A 17,106-nucleotide genomic window follows, 5' to 3' on the forward strand; every position below is an offset into this window, starting at 1 on the left:
TACACCAAATCAACAGGATTTACGTCATAATAAGCAGGTAGATTAAAGTAAATTTTTTAATTTTGAGGAGCGTTGAATGCCACGTAAAAAAGAGGTCGTTAGTGGGACTTTCGTTAAATATGATGCGGTAGTTCTAGGTTCGGGCCCTGCGGGCGAAGGCGCGGCAATGAAACTTGCCAAATCAGGTAAGCGTGTTGCAATCGTTGATATGCGTGAACAGCTAGGTGGTAACTGTACCCACGTTGGTACGATTCCAAGTAAAGCATTGCGTCAGACGGTATCGAGCATCATCCGTTATCAACGTGATCCAATGTTTCAAAAAGTAGGTGAATGGAAACAGTTCACCATGAAGCAGGTGCTTCGTAATGCACATAAAGTGATTCAACAGCAGGTTGAAACACACTCGCGTTTTTACGATCGTAATAAAATTGATATTTTCCATGGCCGTGCCTACATTCAGGATGAAAATACCATTTTTGTATTTACCCCGGATGGCATCAAGGAAACGATTCAGTTTAAACAGTTGGTGATCGCGACCGGTTCTCGTCCTTACCGTCCTGAAATTCTAGATTTTAATCACCCGCGTGTATTTGATTCAGACAAAATTCTGGATCTGGATTATACAATCCAAAAAATCATTATTTATGGTGCAGGTGTCATTGGTTGCGAATATGCATCGATCTTTATTGGTCTGGGCCATAAAGTTGACCTGATCAATACACAGCCGAAACTGCTCAGCTACCTGGATGATGAAATTTCTGATGCATTGTCTTATCACTTGCGTGAACAGGGTGTTTTGATCCGTCATAACGAACAGATTGATTATCTTGAAACGTCTGATGAATATGTAGTTCTGCATACTCAGAGTGGCAAGAAAATTAAAGCAGATGCAATTTTGTGGTGTAACGGCCGCTCAGGCAATACCGATGGTTTGGGTCTGGAAAATGTCGGCCTGAAACCGAACAGTCGTGGTCAATTGACTGTAAATGATCAATATCAGACTGACGTTGAAAATATCTATGCTGCTGGTGATGTGATTGGCTGGCCATCTCTGGCTTCTGCTGCCTATGACCAAGGTCGTTGCGCGGGTGCAAACATGAGTGGTGAGAAAGACGTTGCTCCGGTCACTGATATTCCAACCGGGATTTATACCATTCCTGAAATTTCTTCGATTGGTAAGAATGAACAGCAGCTGACTGAAGAGAAAATTCCATATGAAGTCGGTCAGGCATCGTTCCGTCACCTGGCCCGTGCACAGATTACCGGTGATACTGTGGGCGAATTGAAGATTCTGTTCCATCGTGAAACGCTGGAAGTTTTGGGTGTTCATTGTTTCGGTAATAATGCATCTGAGATTATCCACATTGGTCAGGCAGTCATGAACAGCCCGAACAATACCATCAAGTACTTTGTAGAAACTACCTTTAACTATCCGACTATGGCGGAAGCTTATCGTGTGGCAACGCTGAATGGTATGAACCGTTTATTCTAATTTGACTCATTCAAGTTAGCCAAAAACCCGCAAGATCAATCTTGCGGGTTTTTCTTTTTTAATCTTTATAGCTACTTTTGACCAGTCACCGTGAGGGCTAGGCAGCCATTTTTCGACATTCTTCAGCACAACGGCGGCATGCTTCGGCACATTGCTGACAATGTTCATGTTGGTGCTGACCACATTCTTCTGCGCAGTAGTCACATGCTTTTGCACAAAGTTCACATATCTCATGCATGAAAGGAGACTGCTTTTGTTCCATACGGGCACACAGCTGACAAATATCTGCACAATCCAGACAGCGCTGGATACATTCCCGCATCATCTCTAGCTCTTTTTCTTTAAGACAGGCGCTGGCACAGTTGGCACATGCGAGAGAACAGCTCATACAGGTCTGAACACAATCTGAAAATTGAAGCTGATTCATTGTTGTTTCCTCTTTCCAGGGGTTTATTGCTGATTTTCTAATACGCTAAGCAGAAAAAGGAAAATACACCAGACAGATTAAGTGAGAAAAAGTAAACCGCTACTTTGTTTTGTTAAAGATCGACTGGATCAAAGCTAATATTCAAAGTTAATTTTTTGCTTGAAAATAAAAAACCATTGAGGTGGTCAAAGTCTCAATGGTGGAAGATCGACATGATGAATTGTAATTATTGAAGGTTTAAGCTAGTTCTACCTTTCTCGTTATTCTCGTTTTTATTATTAAAATGGACGGCTACCTGCCAGACTGATACGTTTCAATAAACGGCGCTGATCAGCCGGGAAAGGACGACGGGAGTGCAGAGTCACCTGATTGTCCCAGAACACGATATCGCCCACTTCCCAATGATGTTCATAAGCGAACTCAGGTTTTGAAATATGCTCACGCAATGTTGCAATCAGTTCGCTGCCAGCCTGATCATCATAATTGACCAGTTCAACTTCGGTATGCGTATTCAGCCAAAGTGCTTTACGACCGGATTCGGGATGAGTGCGCACCAGTGGATGTGGATAGGCATGACTTAATATGGGCTGATCTTTAAAGCGATACAGCGGGCTATTGCCATAACCTTGATCCTCAACCTGATCTCTAGTTTTTTGACGGCGCACGAATGGGTTGTAAGTAATCAGTTGTAGCTGATCAATTTGTGCTTTGGTTTCTTTATCGAGTGCATCATAGGCTTTAATGGTATTGATCCAGCTGGTCTGACCGCCGTCCTGAGGCAGTTCAATTGCATACAGAAGGGAACCAAAAGAAGGTAGGGGTGTCCATTGATGATCGGCATGTGGAGTCAGTTCACCATGCCCGGTGTAATCTCCCTGACCAACAGCATTGGACACCGGAACGACATCGGGTGGAACACCGCTATCTGACTGCGCAGCCAGTACCGGTGTATCTGCACCTGGGCGGAAAATGGAACCGAAATAAGTTGAAAACGCCAAGTATTGTAAATCATCCAGACTTTGCTGCTTAAAGATCAAAATCAGGTGCTCGGCCAGCGCCTGTTTTAATTTCAGAATGGTTTCAGATGACTGTGCTTTACGGGCATCCAGACCATAGACCACTGCACCTAAGGCCTGATCTGTTTGCGGAACAATCTTGATTTCAGTCGGATGTTGAAATTGATCTTGCTGATGCCAGCGTGGAGCATCATGAATGGCTTGTGAAAGTTGGGTTAAGCTGGTCATTATCGAGTCTCAGAATTTTTTAATAATCAGAATCTAAGAAAATTCCGGACTGAAATAAAATCAAAAGAAGTGATAAGTTTATGAAGAAGCTTATATTTTTATTATTTTGCTGATTTTACAGCATTTAACTTATTCTGCGATGGATTGCGTGTTTTTTGCTGAGGATATTCCAGCAGATTAGTGGGCACAGAAAGCCTGATTAAAATATTCAAACAGCTCTGGGGTTTGAAACCACAGCCCAATCGACAAAGCCATTAAAAGCAGAAGGACTACAGTAATCGAAATTTTGAGTTTCAGTAGAGAATCAGTCATGGACGATTTGCTCCTCATTGACCCAGAAATGTACCATTACCCCAAAAATGCTGAGGACAATTGACAGCATCCACACCGCATCATAATTGCCACTCAAATCATGGTTGACTCCACCCAGCCAGCCACCGAAAAATGAGCCAACTTGATGGGTGAAAAATACAATACCGCTGAGCATGGTCAGATATTTTACCCCAAACATATTCGCGACAATGCCATTGGTCAGCGGAACGGTCGATAACCAGAGTAATCCCATGATGACACCAAAGGCATAAACTGTCCATGTACTCAGAGGCAGCATGAGAAAGGCAATAATCGCGATCCCGCGCAAACCATAAAGCCCCATCAGCAGATGCGGTTTGGAATATTTGCCACCGAGCCAGCCGGCAGTATAGGTACCTACCACATTAAACAAACCGACTAGCGCCAGAAAAATTGTACCTGTTGTGGCATTAAAACCATGATCGATCAGATAGCCAGGCAGGTGGATGCCAATAAATACCACCTGGAAACCACAAACAAAAAAGCCTAAGGCCAGAAACCAGAATGGTTTATGATTTTTTACTACCACCAGAATCTGTTTAAAACTCAGTGAGACTTTATTCGGGGTAGAGGCTGCATTGGGATTAACATACATCGGTGCTTTTAGCATCCAGGCCAAGGGCACAATCAGTGCAATCAGAATGGCACTGACCACTAATGCTGCTGACCAGCCGACATTCTGTAAGAGTAAAAGGGTCGAAGGCAACATGATAAACTGGCCAAAAGATCCGGCTGCACTGGCAATCCCCATAGCTAGACTACGCTTTTCTGGCGGTGCTGCACGCCCCACTGCAGACAATAACACCGGAAATGACGTAGCTGACAGGGCGAGACCTAGAATTAACCCTACACTCAGATTGAGTAGTAGCCCGGTCGAGCTGACTGCCATCAGGAGCAGGCCAATTGCATATAAAGCTCCACCTACAGCAACGACAATCTTGCTACCATATTTATCGGCAAATGCCCCGGTAATGGGCTGAACTGCACCCCAGATCAGGTTTTGCATGGCAATCGCCAGACTAAAAACATGATGACCCCAGCCAAATTCTTCACTCATCGGCACCAGATACAGGCCGAATGCATGTCGTACGCCCAGCGACAATGCCAAGATAATGGCGGAGCCAATGAGCATAAAAACCAGAGCTTTGGAAAACTGACCGTCAGCCATACATCATTCATGCCTATAAAAGTTGATAGGTATAGTATTCGATTCAGGCAAGAGAGGCGATTAAATAAAAATTGATCAAAAGATAAATTTTTTTTATCAATATGATTCGCAAAAAAAAACGGCCGGAGCCGTTTTCTTAAAAAGTAAAAAATTAACTTAGAAGCGCATTCCAAATCCGGCATAGGCCAGAATCGGATTAATTTCAATATCGGCTTTTGAATTAATCAAGGTCTGTCCGGTATTTTCATTAATTACAGTAATTTTAGATTCATTCTGCAAATGGGCATAAGACACTGAACCCACCGCAAACCACTTATCATTGAAATCATAAGTAAAGCCAACAGTAGCTATGGGGGCAAAAGCATCGGTAGCTTCAAGATCCACTTTCATTCTACCCGTGCTATCCTTCATTTCCAGGGAAGCACCAGCATTCTGATTAATAATATTCTGGATCATGTGGCCTGCAGCAACTAGATCAGATTCAATACCTTGATCTATTTCAAGTTCATTGAAATAAGCATACATAAATCCTACCCCAACATAAGGACGGAATTTATTTACCCCAGTTTTACCAAAATGATACTGGAGTTCAAAAGCCGGGGTCCAGGCACGTGCTTCTGCAGCTTTGCTGGACTGCGCTAGATCTGTAATTTTGATGTCATTGGCAAGATTTAAATTACCTGCAATCCCACCCAAAGGCGTTGCCACAGCAGCAAATGGTGCATAGATTGTACCTTTTCCCTTGATATCTACCTTGGGGGGAATACCCGCCTTCATTTCAAAAGAAATATTATCGGTAAAATAATAGTTGGTCAGGAGGCCTAGGGTGGTGACATCATCTGCTTCAAGACCCGTTCCTGGATTATCCCATTCTGAAAGACCGTATACATAGGAATCTCCAGAAAGGCCACTAGATACCTTACCGCCAAAGGCACCAATTAACCTTACTAATCCTTCGACGACACGATTTGGTTTGCGGTCAGGATCAAGGTTGTCTATGACGGTTTCCGCCTGTATATCTCCCACTTTGGATTGATAGCCTTCATTAATTGCAGTATTGACACGAACAGGCTGTGCTTTACCTTGCGGCATTACATGCAATGCACCAACGGATACAGAAAAGCGTTTAAAGCCATCTCCATCCTGCAAGCTAAAATAAGGGGAATCTGCATAAGCGACCATAGGTAAAGTCGCCAAGCCTGCCATACACGCCAGCATTTTTTTCATTGATTTGGAACTCCATGTCCAGTGTATTTATTCGTTTTTCTAGTTCATTAATTATGTGAATTAAATTTAAAAATTCAGTTATAGAACAATAGGCTAAAAGTTAATCAATAGTTAATCTTGGTAACGGCTGTATGCTTTATGTGTTTCGTAGTTGCTTTTTTAAAGAAAAGTGCTTTGAAAAATGAGGAGTTTGCTGCTTAATTTTAATGTAAATATCAAGAAAGTTTAGCTTGGAATTAACTCAACTATCGATCAGACTAATTTTTGATTATCTACATGATAATTTAAGTAAATTTTAGGCTGGACATGGTTCATGCAAATGTCTGTCTGAGCACATTTATTATTTTAAAAAATACGTCGAGATGAATTTATCCAAGATCCTGCTACCCAGTGGGTTGAGTTTTTTTGTACAATAGTTATATATATTATTGAGTGAATCATATGAGCACCCAAACGACTCCCAAAAAAAAGCCCCTGGTCAATTTACCTTTCCCTATTAAACAAGCAGAGCAAAATGCTGCCGAAGAAGTTCTAGAAGATTTAAGACCAAGACCGCAGCGCTATGCTGACCGTACCTGGATGCCGCCACGTGGTACTCGCCGTTCAATGGGCAAACGCTAATTGATCCCACTCAAAAAGCTATGATAAATCATGGCTTTTTTTGTGGAAGTTTTTAGGGAGTTGGCGATCAATATTTCATTTTTGCAGCTTCCTGAGCATGAAAAAGTAAAAAACCGGATGATCCAAATCTCTTTCAATTTTATTCTTAATAAAGCAAACGAAATATTTAAGCTTTCTAAATACCAAACGAAACAAAATCCAGACCTGATCTATTTCATATTCAGTATTTGAGTAGCTAAAAAAAGCCAATTCAGACATTGGCTTTTTTAAAAGGAGTACTGTGGCCACTTAACGAATACTTTTACGTGCTTTATTTTCCGGTTTGGGTGGAGCAATTTCTCGCTCACCTTGCCAGACATCAATAAAATCTTTCTCGTTAATATTATAAAGTTCCAGTAGCGCTAAAATCACGCCTCCAAACAACATGGCACCTTCTTTCTGGCTTTGAAAATCGACCAGCTTGGTATTCAGGTTATGCAGGATATCTTCAATTTCAAAAACACGTTCCCGTCCATTGCTGTCGGTCGGGTAGATCTGAGTATTTAAAATAATCCTTGCCAGACTTTTTTCATTTTCAGTCAAAGGCAGTTCTTCAATCAGCTCATCACTGGCCGGAGTTAAAATGACCGAATCACGGAAAATGGTATGCAAGAAATTTGCGGTTAATTTGGGCAAGGGTTTTTCGACAAAAGGACGGAAAGATTGCGGGAAAATGACATTGCGCGAGATGCCTTTGAACATCGGTGCAATTTCCTCGACCTTATAACCTGCGATCCCGCAGCCTATGGAAGTAATAAAATATTTATTTTTAGGATGGTTTTTGGTGTAAATCTTAAAGTCATCAATATAGTGCTGGATTTGTGAGAGCGGCATTTGTTGCAAATGCTCGTTCATGGTGGGAATGGCATAGCTTTGACCCGCCCAGCCACGACCGACGCCCATGACTGCGCCAAAATGCTCAAGTGCCGTTCTAGCTGCACCACCACCATGCTGGCCAGCCAGGTTGCTGCCAAATACAAAAACGGTATTTTCTGGAAGGGATTTAACAATACTTTCATCGTGATAGTGGTAAGTCATAATTGTCTATTCTAGGCCATCCTGATCTTCATGTTGCCCGTGAAATGAAGAGGGGTCAAGGCATTATTCTGCAGCGCTATCCAAACAGATAAGTCAGTATTCCACCCATGATCCAAAACAGCATACCGAGTAAACCTAAATAAAGTTGTTGTCTGAAAATGCTTAATTTATTCTTTTGCACAAGTGATACTCATGGGTGAGTTTTAAAAAAAGTGTTTTTGAATAAGAAAGTAAATAACGCTAACTAAATAGAAAAGGCCCAAACAAAATATGATTGTGCCCATATAGCGAAACTGATTCTTAGTCACGATTTCACGATACTCTTTATCTTTCATTATCCTGCCAATTTTTTATAATTTTTAAAGATCTCAATTTTATATTGATTGTTGCATAATTCAAAATTGATTTGGATTGATCTGTACCTTATTCATTAAATCTAAGTAAAGTAAAGCACTATAAAATAATGACAATGATACTGTTTTATTTTACCAAACAGAAACCTGGATAGGGATTGAGTAATTCAGTTTTACCCCCATAATAAATTGAGTCGATATCCGCAGTGAAATTATTAAAGCTATGAGTGATAAACAACCCTTTGAACTGGTGACCAGTTATCAACCTGCTGGCGATCAGCCACAGGCCATTGAAAAGCTGGTCAAGGGTATAGAAAAAGGCTATCACGATCAGCTTTTGCTGGGGGTTACCGGTTCAGGTAAAACCTATACTATGGCCAATGTCATCGCCCGTACCCAGCGTCCGACTATTGTCATGGCCCATAACAAAACGCTGGCTGCACAGCTCTACGGTGAATTTAAAGCATTTTTCCCGAATAATGCGGTTGAATATTTCGTCAGTTATTATGACTACTATCAGCCAGAAGCCTATGTGCCATCTTCAGATACCTTTATCGAGAAAGATGCGGCAATTAATGACCACATTGACCAGATGCGTCTTTCGGCCACCCGTGCACTTTTAGAACGTCGCGACGCAATTATTGTCGCTTCAGTGTCTGCGATTTACGGTCTGGGTGATCCGAATGCCTATATGAGCATGTTGCTGCATGTGGTCGAAGGCGACCGTATTGGCCGTGATGATATTATTCGCCGTCTGGTTGAAATGCAGTATTCGCGTAATGAACTGGAATTCCTGCGCGGTACCTATCGTATTCGTGGTGAGATCATTGATATTTTCCCAGCCGAATCGGATCAGGATGCCATCCGGATTGAGCTGTTTGATGATGAAGTCGACTCCATTCGCTGGTTTGATCCTTTAACCGGGAAAATGATCCGTAAAGTGCCGCGTGTCACGATCTATCCTAAAAGTCACTATGTAACACCGAAAGACAATTTGTCCCGTGCCATCGAAACCATTCGGGAAGAACTTAAAGAGCGTCTGGTGTTCTTCCGGGAAAATGACAAACTGCTGGAAGCCCAGCGCATCGAGCAGCGCACACGCTATGATCTGGAAATGATGCAGCAACTGGGTTATACCAACGGCATTGAAAACTATTCACGCCATTTATCTGGCCGTCCTGCGGGTGAAGCGCCACCGACCTTGTTCGATTATATTCCTGATGATGCCTTGCTGATTATTGATGAGTCACATGTGACGGTGCCGCAGATTGGCGCCATGTATAAGGGCGATCGTTCGCGTAAAGAAAATCTGGTCAATTACGGATTCCGTTTGCCGAGTGCGCTGGATAACCGGCCGATGAAATTTGAAGAATGGGAACGGATTGTGCCGACGACTGTTTATGTTAGCGCAACGCCCGCACGTTACGAGCTGGAAAAATCCCAGCAGATTGTCGAGCAGGTGGTACGTCCAACCGGTCTGATCGATCCGGAAATTGAAATCCGTCCAGTTTTGACACAGGTCGATGATGTGCTTTCAGAAATTAATCTGCGTAAAGACATTAATGAGCGGGTGTTGGTTACAACCTTGACCAAGCGCATGGCTGAAGATTTGACTTCTTATTTGAAAGAATATGGGATTAAGGTCGCTTATTTACACTCGGATATCGATACTGTTGAACGGGTAAAAATCATTCATGAGCTGCGTACTGGGGTTCATGACGTGCTGGTCGGAATTAACCTGTTGCGTGAAGGCCTTGATATGCCGGAAGTATCATTAGTGGCGATTCTGGATGCAGATAAAGAAGGATTTTTGCGTTCTGAGCGCTCTCTCATTCAGACCATTGGCCGCGCTGCGCGTAACCTGAAAGGTAAGGCGATTCTGTATGCTGATCGTATTACTGATTCGATGCAGAAAGCGATTGATGAAACGGACCGTCGTCGTGCCAAGCAGATTCAGTTTAATGAAGAGCATGGTATTACGCCACGTAGTGCAGTGCGTCAGGTGATCAAGGAAATTGATACCGGTGAAATATTGGATGATGAATCCATTGAATTACACGTATCAGATCAGGCACGTGCGATCAGTGCGGATGAGCGGCATATCATGGCAGATCCGAAACTGTTTGCGAAACATATTAACAAACTGGAAAAAGAGATGCTGAAAGCTTCCAAAGAGCTGCAATTTGAGCAGGCCGCACGTATGCGTGATGAAATTTTACGCTTGAAAGCCCAGATGTTTGATTGAGTGGTTTAGCATTTAATTATATTTAAATGACGTAAAATCAATCATAAAGCAAACACAATGTAACAAATTAAGGACTGTGATAAAGCTATTGTATGAACAGAATTTTTTAAATAAATATTTTGTGAACATGCAATAGGTATCTTTATGACAACTCAAAAATCTTCACGTACCGGATTAAAGCTGGCAAAAATTGCGGTGGGTAGCGCGGTTCTTCTCGGTTTGGGCGCCGCTACTATGGCTTATGCGAAAGACGAGCCATTACCGACCATTGAGAAAGTTGAACTGGACCGTTATTTGGGGACATGGTACGAAGTAGCACGCAAGCCTCTGTATTTTCAGAATAAGTGTGATCGTGATGTCACAGCGACTTATACTTTAAATGAAAATGGCAATATTGTGGTGGATAACCGCTGCATTAAAAAAGATGGTGGACAAACCCAATCACTGGGTGAGGCATTTGTGCAGAATCCACCACAGAATACCAAGTTAAAAGTCAGTTTCTTACCAGACTTTATTCGCTGGATTCCGGTCGCCCGTGGTGATTACTGGGTTTTAAAACTGGATGAGAACTATCAGACTGTTCTGGTGGGCGAGCCTAAACGTAAATACATGTGGATACTTTCCCGTAATCCCCAACTGGATAAAAACGTAGTGAATGAATATTTGCAATATGCACAGTCGGTGGGCTATGACCTGAGTGATGTGATTTATACCAAGCAAACTCAAAGATAAATTTAGCATTTTTATGTAAACCATGCTTAGGCATGGTTTTTTATGCTTTGTGAAAACATAGTATCTAATTTTAAATGGAGACCTTTTTATATAAGTGAATTATCAAGCTTTCTATAATGCTAGTCGCTATAATGCAGACGAATCAAAGTAGAGTTTGACTATGTATAAAGGCATTGCGTTATCTGTATTGGCCTCCGTGGTTTTTGGAGTGCTCTATATATTTACGCCCTTTTTACAGCCTTTAGACAGTGAACAGACCTTTGCTTGGCGTATGCTGGCGACCTTGCCATTTCTGACTGCATTTATGTGGTGGTCAGGGGACCTGAAACATATCAGCAGTATCTTTAAGCGGGTATTACGACAGCCTTCATTTTTGATCTGGTTGCTGATTAGTTCGCTGTTATGTACCACACAATTGTGGTTGTTTTTATGGGGGCCTATCAATGGGCGTGGTCTCGAAGTCTCGCTCGGCTATTTTCTCCTGCCTCTGGTAATGGTGTTATTCGGCTGTGTGCTCTACAAAGAAAAATTATCATCTTTCCAGATGGTCGCTGTTGCATTGGCAGTATTGGGAGTAGGGCATGAAATCTGGCGAATTGGTTCAATCGCATGGGAAACAGTCTATGTTGCTTTAGCTTACCCAATTTATTTCTTTATGCGGCGTAAATTCGCTACCGATCACCTGGGTGGATTTTGGTGGGATTTATTTCTGATTTTGCCTGTTGCGTTTTATCTTGGCTTTATTTATAGCGACTCTTTGCCATTAATATTCAGTCATTATCACTTGATATTGGCAGTGCTTGGGTTAGGCTTTTTAAGTGCGCTCGGTTTAGGCAGTTATATCCTGGCCAGTCGATATTTGCCTTTTGTGATTTTTGGGCTATTGAGTTATCTTGAACCGGTATTGCTGGCTTTTGCTTCAATGGCACTTGGGGAACGCGTAGAATCAGGTGAATGGCTGACTTATATCCCAATCTGGTTGGCCGTCTTCGTGCTGGTAGTGGAAGGAATCTTGCATTTACTCAGACAACGTAAACATCAATTAGCCCTTAAGAAAAATCTGGAAAACTATAAAGATCGACTTCAATCTTAAAATTAAGAAGAGATCGCATGAATAAACAACATTTAACAAATTTATGCCTGTGATTAAAAAACAGCTATCTTTAAAATTTTTGGATGCAAAATCATTCAGCTAATTACAATTATTTTTAAAATTTATAGTGAATATACGTTAAAAACTGCCCGTCATAATGAGCTTTTGATTCAAACTTGCCGCCAATTCCATTACAATTGTCGGGTTTAGAAATTTATGCCTAGATTTACAATTAATTAGAGGACGTATCTGTGAGCAAAGACACTATCGTTGCCCTACATGCAGAGCACCAAGGTCGCTGGAAAAACCGTGAAGAACTTGCGGAACGTATGATTGCCCTTGTGGGTCAGTTATATCGTGAAAAAAATATTGTAGCTACAGTTTATGGTCGCTCTTTAATTAACCGTTCTGTGATTCAGATTCTGAAAGCACATCGCCGTACTCGCGTGCTAGACGTTGAACTTTCTGTTGTAGACACTTTCCCAATCCTTGAAGCATTGGCGAAAATTGACAACATCGGTACTGCTGAAGTCGATCTAGGCAAACTTGCTGTTGAGTTCAAAGCAAAAGGTGGGGATGTTAACGCATTCGTTGCTGACGCTGTGAAATCTCTTGAAGGCAATCCAACTTCTGTTGAAGGTAGAGATGTTGTTCTTTACGGTTTCGGTCGTATTGGTCGTATCCTTGCACGTTTGATGATCAGCCAGTCAGGTCTGGGCCGTGGCTTGAACCTGAAAGCAATTGTCGTTCGTAAATCGTCTGATGGTGACCTCGAAAAACGTGCGTCTTTATTGCGTCGTGATTCAATCCACGGTCCATTCGCGGGTACGATTTCTGTTGATGAAGAAAACGAAGCAATTATTGCTAACGGTCAGTTCATCAAAGTGATCTATGCATCAAGCCCATCTGAAGTAGACTACACTGCATATGGTATCGAAAATGCGCTAGTTATCGACAATACAGGTAAATGGCGTGATGCGGAAGGCCTTGCTCAGCATCTGAAATGTCCAGGCGCTGCCCGTGTTATTCTGACTGCACCGGGTAAAGGTGACATGAAGAATGTGGTATTTGGTGTGAACCAGGCTGACATTCTGGATGAAGACAAAATCATCTCTGCAGCAAGCTGTACTACAAATGCGATCACTCCAACATTAAAAGTGTTAAACGACAAATACACAGTGATTAATGGTCATGTTGAAACAGTTCACTCGTTCACGAACGACCAGAACCTGATCGACAACTATCATAAAGCTGACCGTCGTGGCCGTGCTGCTACACTGAACATGGTCATTACTGAAACTGGTGCAGCGAAAGCAGTTGCTAAGGCGCTTCCAGCTCTTCAAGGTAAACTGACAGGTAACTCTGTACGTGTACCTACACCAAACGTATCATTGGCGATTCTTAACCTTACCTTGGGTCAGGATGTTGATCGTGATGAAGTGAACGAATACATTCGTCAGATTTCAATCGGATCTAGCCTGCAAGGTCAAATCGGCTATACCAACTCAACTGAAGTGGTATCTTCTGACTTTATCGGTTCACGTACTGCAGGTGTATTTGACGCGCAAGCGACTATCACTTCAGGTAACCGTTTAACTTGCTACGTTTGGTACGATAATGAAGTAGGTTATAGCTGTCAGGTACTTCGTATTGCTGAACAGATGGGCGGCGTAAGCTATCCTAAAATTCCTGCTGAGACTAATGCATAATTAGTTTTTAGCTAAAAAAAGAGCCTCATTTGAGGCTCTTTTTTTTATACGTGATCAAAAAGAGGTAAGTGAAGATTTAACTGTCGTTTCAATTGGAGTGGTAGGACGCTTCAGTAAATTTTCTAAATCTTTACTCTCACTGAAAAATGCACCACGAGTTGCTTCAACATCTGCCTCCACCATGGTCTCAGCTAAGCTTTCAGGTAGTCCTGCCTGTAGAAGCATTTGTTTGTAGTTTTCAGCACTCAAGTTCTTATAAATGACAGTTTTCGAGCTAATTTCAGAAATCGTTTTAGCCAAAGTGTCGAAGGTAAATGCTTTAGAACTCGCCAATTCATACGTTTTATTGTCATGATCTGAACCTAGCAGGACGTTTGCTGCAACTTCTGCATAATCCTCACGTGGAGCAGCGCTGATAAGGGCATCCTGAGCCGCACCATAGAAAATACCTGAGTCAATCGTGTGTTGAATATTGGCCAGGTAGTTCTCGATATACCAGTTGTTTCTTAATAAGGTATATCTTAAGCCACTATCATGAATAAATTGTTCTGTTTCACGATGTTCCTGTGCAAGAGTGAGCCGGGAGGTATCTGCACGCAATAAACTGGTGTAGGCAATATAGGGAACTTTAGCCGCAACAGCAGCATCGATTACCGCTTTGTGCTGCGGTGTCCGTCGACCAATTTCACTGGCAGAGATTAAAAGTAATTTATCGATCCCCTGGAGGGCAGGCTGAAGAGATTCGATTTGATCATAATCAAAATGGCGAACTTCGATTCCTTGCTTTTGAAATGATTCAGCTTTTTCTACATTACGCACCAAGGCAACAATATTATTTGCAGATGTTTGAGGAAGTAGGTGTTGAATAACCAGGTGACCGAGATGACCCGTTGCGCCAGTAATTGCAATTTTCATTTTTTATTCTCGCTTTTTTTGATGAATAAATATTAATCTGATAACTTACTCAATTTAAGCCCATATTAAAAAGTAAGCTTATTACTAGAAAGGAAGATTTTTATGTCTGCTTATGAAACCAGTAAATTATTGGGGCAAGTTTTATCCACTGATTGTCCTTCTCGAGAAATATTAGAGCATATCGCTAATAAGTGGTCTGTTTTAGTTTTGCGCTGTCTCAGTGAAGGAGTGCATCGTTTTAGCGAGTTGAAACAGCGCATCGAAGGGGTGAGTGAAAAGATGCTCTCCCAGACTTTAAAAATGCTGGAGCAGGATGGTTTTATTTTAAGAACAGTTTATCCGGTCGTGCCGCCGAAAGTAGAATATCAGTTGACGATTACCGGTTCACAAGCAGCTGAAAAAATTATGTACTTAATTGGCTGGATTGAGAAAAGTCTGCCAGATATTGTGGAGAATAAAGCGCGCGTAGCAAAATAGGCTGAATTGCTTCTGGGGTGAGCAAGGACAGGAATAAGTCAGAAAATCTGGTTGCTACTTTGTTTGCAGTGTACGCGATCATTTTAGTTTTATGCATTGCGATTTATGCAATCTTTAAACTTTTAAAAGTTGATATTACTTTAGCAACCAATCTCTTGCTTTGGTCTGCAGCGATCTTTGCACCTGTTGCAGTATTGATGACATATAACAGTTGGCGAGAGCAGAAAGGGAGTGAGGTTGTAGCGATCTTAGCTAAAGATATAACCACTGACATATTGGAATTAAGAGCACTTAATAATGAAATATTTAGCGGTTTTTGTGTAAGCAATATCAGCTTCGAAAAGAGTCAGAAAAATGTTAATGAATTTCATGATTTAAGAATACAAATCAAGAAATCTATTATTCTTTTAAATGATAATTTGTATGAAATCACTACAAGTTTTAATCAGCAGACACAAGAACGTAATGTTGAGTATGGGGATATTTTACACAAGAATTCTAATAAATATGCTAGAGAAATGATTAGAAAATCTCAGATAGGATTTGAGCCTATACTAATGCAACTTATTAATTACACCTTATATAAGTAAGAATTATATGATTTTTAATTTTCAAAACAAGGAAATCAGGCTTGTTGAATAAAATTCAGAGCAAGGTGAACGATCTTCATTGATTGTGTCATAAATATAGTCGAGAAATTCTTTAAAATATGGCAGAATATGGGGTTTTAAAGTTTTTAGAGGATTGGCAATATGCGCTTTGTTGATGAAGCAGTCATTACCGTAGAGGCTGGCGACGGTGGCAATGGCGTAGCCAGTTTTCGCCGTGAAAAATTCGTACCATTTGGTGGTCCAGATGGTGGTGATGGTGGTCGTGGCGGCAGCATTTATATTCAGGCTGACGACGACACCAGTACGCTAGTTGATTATCGTTATACACGTAAATTCCGTGCAGAACGAGCAAAAAATGGCCGCGGGGCGAACTGTGCTGGTCGTGGCGGTGAAGATACCGTATTAAAAGTTCCGGTAGGAACAACAATTGTAGATGTAGAGTCTGGTGACATTATTGGCGACTTGATCGAGGACGGTCAACGCGTGAAAGTTGCGGCAGGCGGTGAGGGTGGTTTAGGTAATACCCACTTTAAATCATCGACCAACCGTTCACCACGTAAGTGTACGCATGGTCAAAAAGGTGAATTCCGTGAAATCCGTCTAGAGCTTAAAGTTCTGGCAGATGTCGGCTTGCTGGGTATGCCAAATGCGGGTAAATCAACCTTTATCCGTGCAGTCTCGGCTGCAAAACCAAAAGTGGCAGATTATCCATTTACCACCATGGTGCCAAACCTGGGTGTGGTCGATGCCGACAGTCACCGTTCATTCGTGATGGCAGACATTCCAGGTCTGATCGAAGGTGCATCTGAAGGTGCAGGTCTTGGGATTCGCTTCCTGAAGCACTTGGCGCGTACCCGTATCTTGTTACACATCGTTGACGTACAACCGATTGATGGTTCAGATCCGGCACATAATGCCAAAGCAATTATGAAAGAGCTGAAAAACTTCTCCCCAACGCTTTCAAAACTGCCGATCGTATTGGTGCTGAACAAAGTCGATCAGTTGGCTGAGGAAACACGTGAAGAATGGTGTACTCATATTCTTGAAGAATTGCAGTGGGAAGGTCCGGTTTTTGAAACTTCTGGCTTAACGGCTGAAGGCACCAAGGACGTAGTTTACTACCTGATGGATCAGATCGAAGAGCAGCGTGAACGCGAAACTGAAGATCCAGAATATGCAGCAGAAATGAAAGCATTCCGTGATCAGCTTGAAGCTGAAACACGTGAACAAACCATCGCTGCAAAAGAAGCGTATCGTGAGATGCGTCGTCAGCAACGTCTTGCCGGTATTCTGGGCGATGACGAAGATGATGAAGATGGCGATGATGATAGTGATGTGGAAGTGTACTACGTACGCTAATCTCT

The 17,106-nt window shown here is 42.0% G+C and carries 16 protein-coding genes; 9 read left to right on the plus strand and 7 right to left on the minus strand.

The window, feature by feature from the left end; all coding sequences use genetic code 11:
* Positions 1-76 precede the first annotated feature (76 nt).
* Positions 77-1,492: a Si-specific NAD(P)(+) transhydrogenase gene (sthA, locus tag VXP95_RS02545; RefSeq protein ID WP_064095510.1), complete on the plus strand. Its 1,416-nt coding sequence runs from the start codon at positions 77-79 to the stop codon at positions 1,490-1,492.
* A 97-nt stretch (positions 1,493-1,589) separates the two neighbouring features.
* On the opposite strand, the gene VXP95_RS02550 is transcribed toward sthA, so the two are convergent.
* The 5 genes from VXP95_RS02550 to VXP95_RS02570 form a co-directional block, all read right to left on the minus strand.
* Positions 1,590-1,919 carry a four-helix bundle copper-binding protein gene (locus tag VXP95_RS02550; RefSeq protein ID WP_064095509.1) on the minus strand — a complete coding sequence of 110 codons (330 nt, stop codon included), beginning with the start codon at positions 1,917-1,919 and terminating at the stop codon, positions 1,590-1,592.
* A 278-nt stretch (positions 1,920-2,197) separates the two neighbouring features.
* Entirely contained in the window at positions 2,198-3,163 is a 966-nt protein-coding gene (locus tag VXP95_RS02555; RefSeq protein WP_064095508.1) for a TauD/TfdA dioxygenase family protein, read from the minus strand.
* 177 nt (positions 3,164-3,340) lie between these two features.
* Positions 3,341-3,475, minus strand: coding sequence for a hypothetical protein (locus tag VXP95_RS02560; RefSeq protein ID WP_263600624.1), 135 nt, complete (start codon positions 3,473-3,475; stop codon positions 3,341-3,343).
* Positions 3,468-4,682, minus strand: coding sequence for an MFS transporter (locus tag VXP95_RS02565; protein WP_416711338.1), 1,215 nt, complete (start codon positions 4,680-4,682; stop codon positions 3,468-3,470). The genes VXP95_RS02560 and VXP95_RS02565 overlap by 8 nt, the downstream gene beginning before the upstream one ends.
* Before the next feature lie 156 nt (positions 4,683-4,838).
* Positions 4,839-5,909, minus strand: coding sequence for an OmpW/AlkL family protein (locus VXP95_RS02570; RefSeq protein ID WP_416679959.1), 1,071 nt, complete (start codon positions 5,907-5,909; stop codon positions 4,839-4,841).
* 441 nt (positions 5,910-6,350) lie between these two features.
* On the opposite strand from VXP95_RS02570, the gene VXP95_RS02575 reads away from it, so the two are divergent.
* The gene (locus VXP95_RS02575; protein ID WP_064095505.1) at positions 6,351-6,530 is read left to right on the plus strand and encodes a hypothetical protein; all 180 of its coding nucleotides are present in this window, start codon (positions 6,351-6,353) and stop codon (positions 6,528-6,530) included.
* 288 nt (positions 6,531-6,818) lie between these two features.
* On the opposite strand, the gene VXP95_RS02580 is transcribed toward VXP95_RS02575, so the two are convergent.
* Positions 6,819-7,607 carry a hypothetical protein gene (locus tag VXP95_RS02580; RefSeq protein ID WP_416679960.1) on the minus strand — a complete coding sequence of 263 codons (789 nt, stop codon included), beginning with the start codon at positions 7,605-7,607 and terminating at the stop codon, positions 6,819-6,821.
* 576 nt (positions 7,608-8,183) lie between these two features.
* Here VXP95_RS02580 and uvrB point away from each other — a divergent pair.
* From uvrB to VXP95_RS02600, 4 genes are all read left to right on the plus strand, one after another.
* Complete coding sequence (gene uvrB, locus VXP95_RS02585) at positions 8,184-10,205, plus strand: excinuclease ABC subunit UvrB (RefSeq protein ID WP_416711339.1); 2,022 nt, start codon at positions 8,184-8,186, stop codon at positions 10,203-10,205.
* A 144-nt stretch (positions 10,206-10,349) separates the two neighbouring features.
* Positions 10,350-10,937 carry a lipocalin family protein gene (locus VXP95_RS02590; protein ID WP_064101399.1) on the plus strand — a complete coding sequence of 196 codons (588 nt, stop codon included), beginning with the start codon at positions 10,350-10,352 and terminating at the stop codon, positions 10,935-10,937.
* 160 nt (positions 10,938-11,097) lie between these two features.
* Entirely contained in the window at positions 11,098-12,030 is a 933-nt protein-coding gene (gene rarD / locus VXP95_RS02595; RefSeq protein ID WP_064101398.1) for an EamA family transporter RarD, read from the plus strand.
* A gap of 251 nt (positions 12,031-12,281) precedes the next feature.
* Complete coding sequence (locus tag VXP95_RS02600) at positions 12,282-13,739, plus strand: glyceraldehyde-3-phosphate dehydrogenase (protein WP_064095500.1); 1,458 nt, start codon at positions 12,282-12,284, stop codon at positions 13,737-13,739.
* A 54-nt stretch (positions 13,740-13,793) separates the two neighbouring features.
* On the opposite strand, the gene VXP95_RS02605 is transcribed toward VXP95_RS02600, so the two are convergent.
* A complete protein-coding gene (locus VXP95_RS02605; protein ID WP_416711341.1) occupies positions 13,794-14,654 on the minus strand; it encodes an SDR family oxidoreductase in 861 nt (286 codons plus the stop codon).
* 102 nt (positions 14,655-14,756) lie between these two features.
* Here VXP95_RS02605 and VXP95_RS02610 point away from each other — a divergent pair, with 102 nt between their 5' ends.
* The 3 genes from VXP95_RS02610 to cgtA all read left to right on the plus strand — a co-directional run bounded on the left by VXP95_RS02610 (position 14,757) and on the right by cgtA (position 17,101).
* Entirely contained in the window at positions 14,757-15,131 is a 375-nt protein-coding gene (locus VXP95_RS02610; RefSeq protein WP_064095498.1) for a winged helix-turn-helix transcriptional regulator, read from the plus strand.
* 59 nt (positions 15,132-15,190) lie between these two features.
* Positions 15,191-15,721 (plus strand): hypothetical protein, encoded by a 531-nt coding sequence (locus VXP95_RS02615; protein WP_416711343.1) that lies wholly within the window; start codon positions 15,191-15,193, stop codon positions 15,719-15,721.
* A 162-nt stretch (positions 15,722-15,883) separates the two neighbouring features.
* Positions 15,884-17,101, plus strand: coding sequence for an Obg family GTPase CgtA (cgtA, locus tag VXP95_RS02620; protein ID WP_064095497.1), 1,218 nt, complete (start codon positions 15,884-15,886; stop codon positions 17,099-17,101).
* The last annotated feature ends 5 nt before the right edge of the window (positions 17,102-17,106 follow it).

The sequence above is a fragment of the Acinetobacter sp. 226 genome (assembly GCF_048147925.1).
GTDB lineage: Bacteria > Pseudomonadota > Gammaproteobacteria > Pseudomonadales > Moraxellaceae > Acinetobacter > Acinetobacter pecorum.

Coding starts and splice junctions, on each gene's coding strand:
- VXP95_RS02575 (WP_064095505.1), top strand. CDS start 6,351: ATGAGCACCCAAACGACTCCCAAAAAAAAGCCCCTGGTCAATTTACCT.
- VXP95_RS02590 (WP_064101399.1), top strand. CDS start 10,350: ATGACAACTCAAAAATCTTCACGTACCGGATTAAAGCTGGCAAAAATT.
- VXP95_RS02610 (WP_064095498.1), top strand. CDS start 14,757: ATGTCTGCTTATGAAACCAGTAAATTATTGGGGCAAGTTTTATCCACT.
- uvrB (WP_416711339.1), top strand. CDS start 8,184: ATGAGTGATAAACAACCCTTTGAACTGGTGACCAGTTATCAACCTGCT.
- VXP95_RS02555 (WP_064095508.1), bottom strand. CDS start 3,163: ATGACCAGCTTAACCCAACTTTCACAAGCCATTCATGATGCTCCACGC.
- VXP95_RS02560 (WP_263600624.1), bottom strand. CDS start 3,475: ATGACTGATTCTCTACTGAAACTCAAAATTTCGATTACTGTAGTCCTT.
- VXP95_RS02565 (WP_416711338.1), bottom strand. CDS start 4,682: ATGGCTGACGGTCAGTTTTCCAAAGCTCTGGTTTTTATGCTCATTGGC.
- cgtA (WP_064095497.1), top strand. CDS start 15,884: ATGCGCTTTGTTGATGAAGCAGTCATTACCGTAGAGGCTGGCGACGGT.
- VXP95_RS02570 (WP_416679959.1), bottom strand. CDS start 5,909: ATGAAAAAAATGCTGGCGTGTATGGCAGGCTTGGCGACTTTACCTATG.
- sthA (WP_064095510.1), top strand. CDS start 77: ATGCCACGTAAAAAAGAGGTCGTTAGTGGGACTTTCGTTAAATATGAT.
- VXP95_RS02580 (WP_416679960.1), bottom strand. CDS start 7,607: ATGACTTACCACTATCACGATGAAAGTATTGTTAAATCCCTTCCAGAA.
- VXP95_RS02605 (WP_416711341.1), bottom strand. CDS start 14,654: ATGAAAATTGCAATTACTGGCGCAACGGGTCATCTCGGTCACCTGGTT.
- rarD (WP_064101398.1), top strand. CDS start 11,098: ATGTATAAAGGCATTGCGTTATCTGTATTGGCCTCCGTGGTTTTTGGA.
- VXP95_RS02550 (WP_064095509.1), bottom strand. CDS start 1,919: ATGAATCAGCTTCAATTTTCAGATTGTGTTCAGACCTGTATGAGCTGT.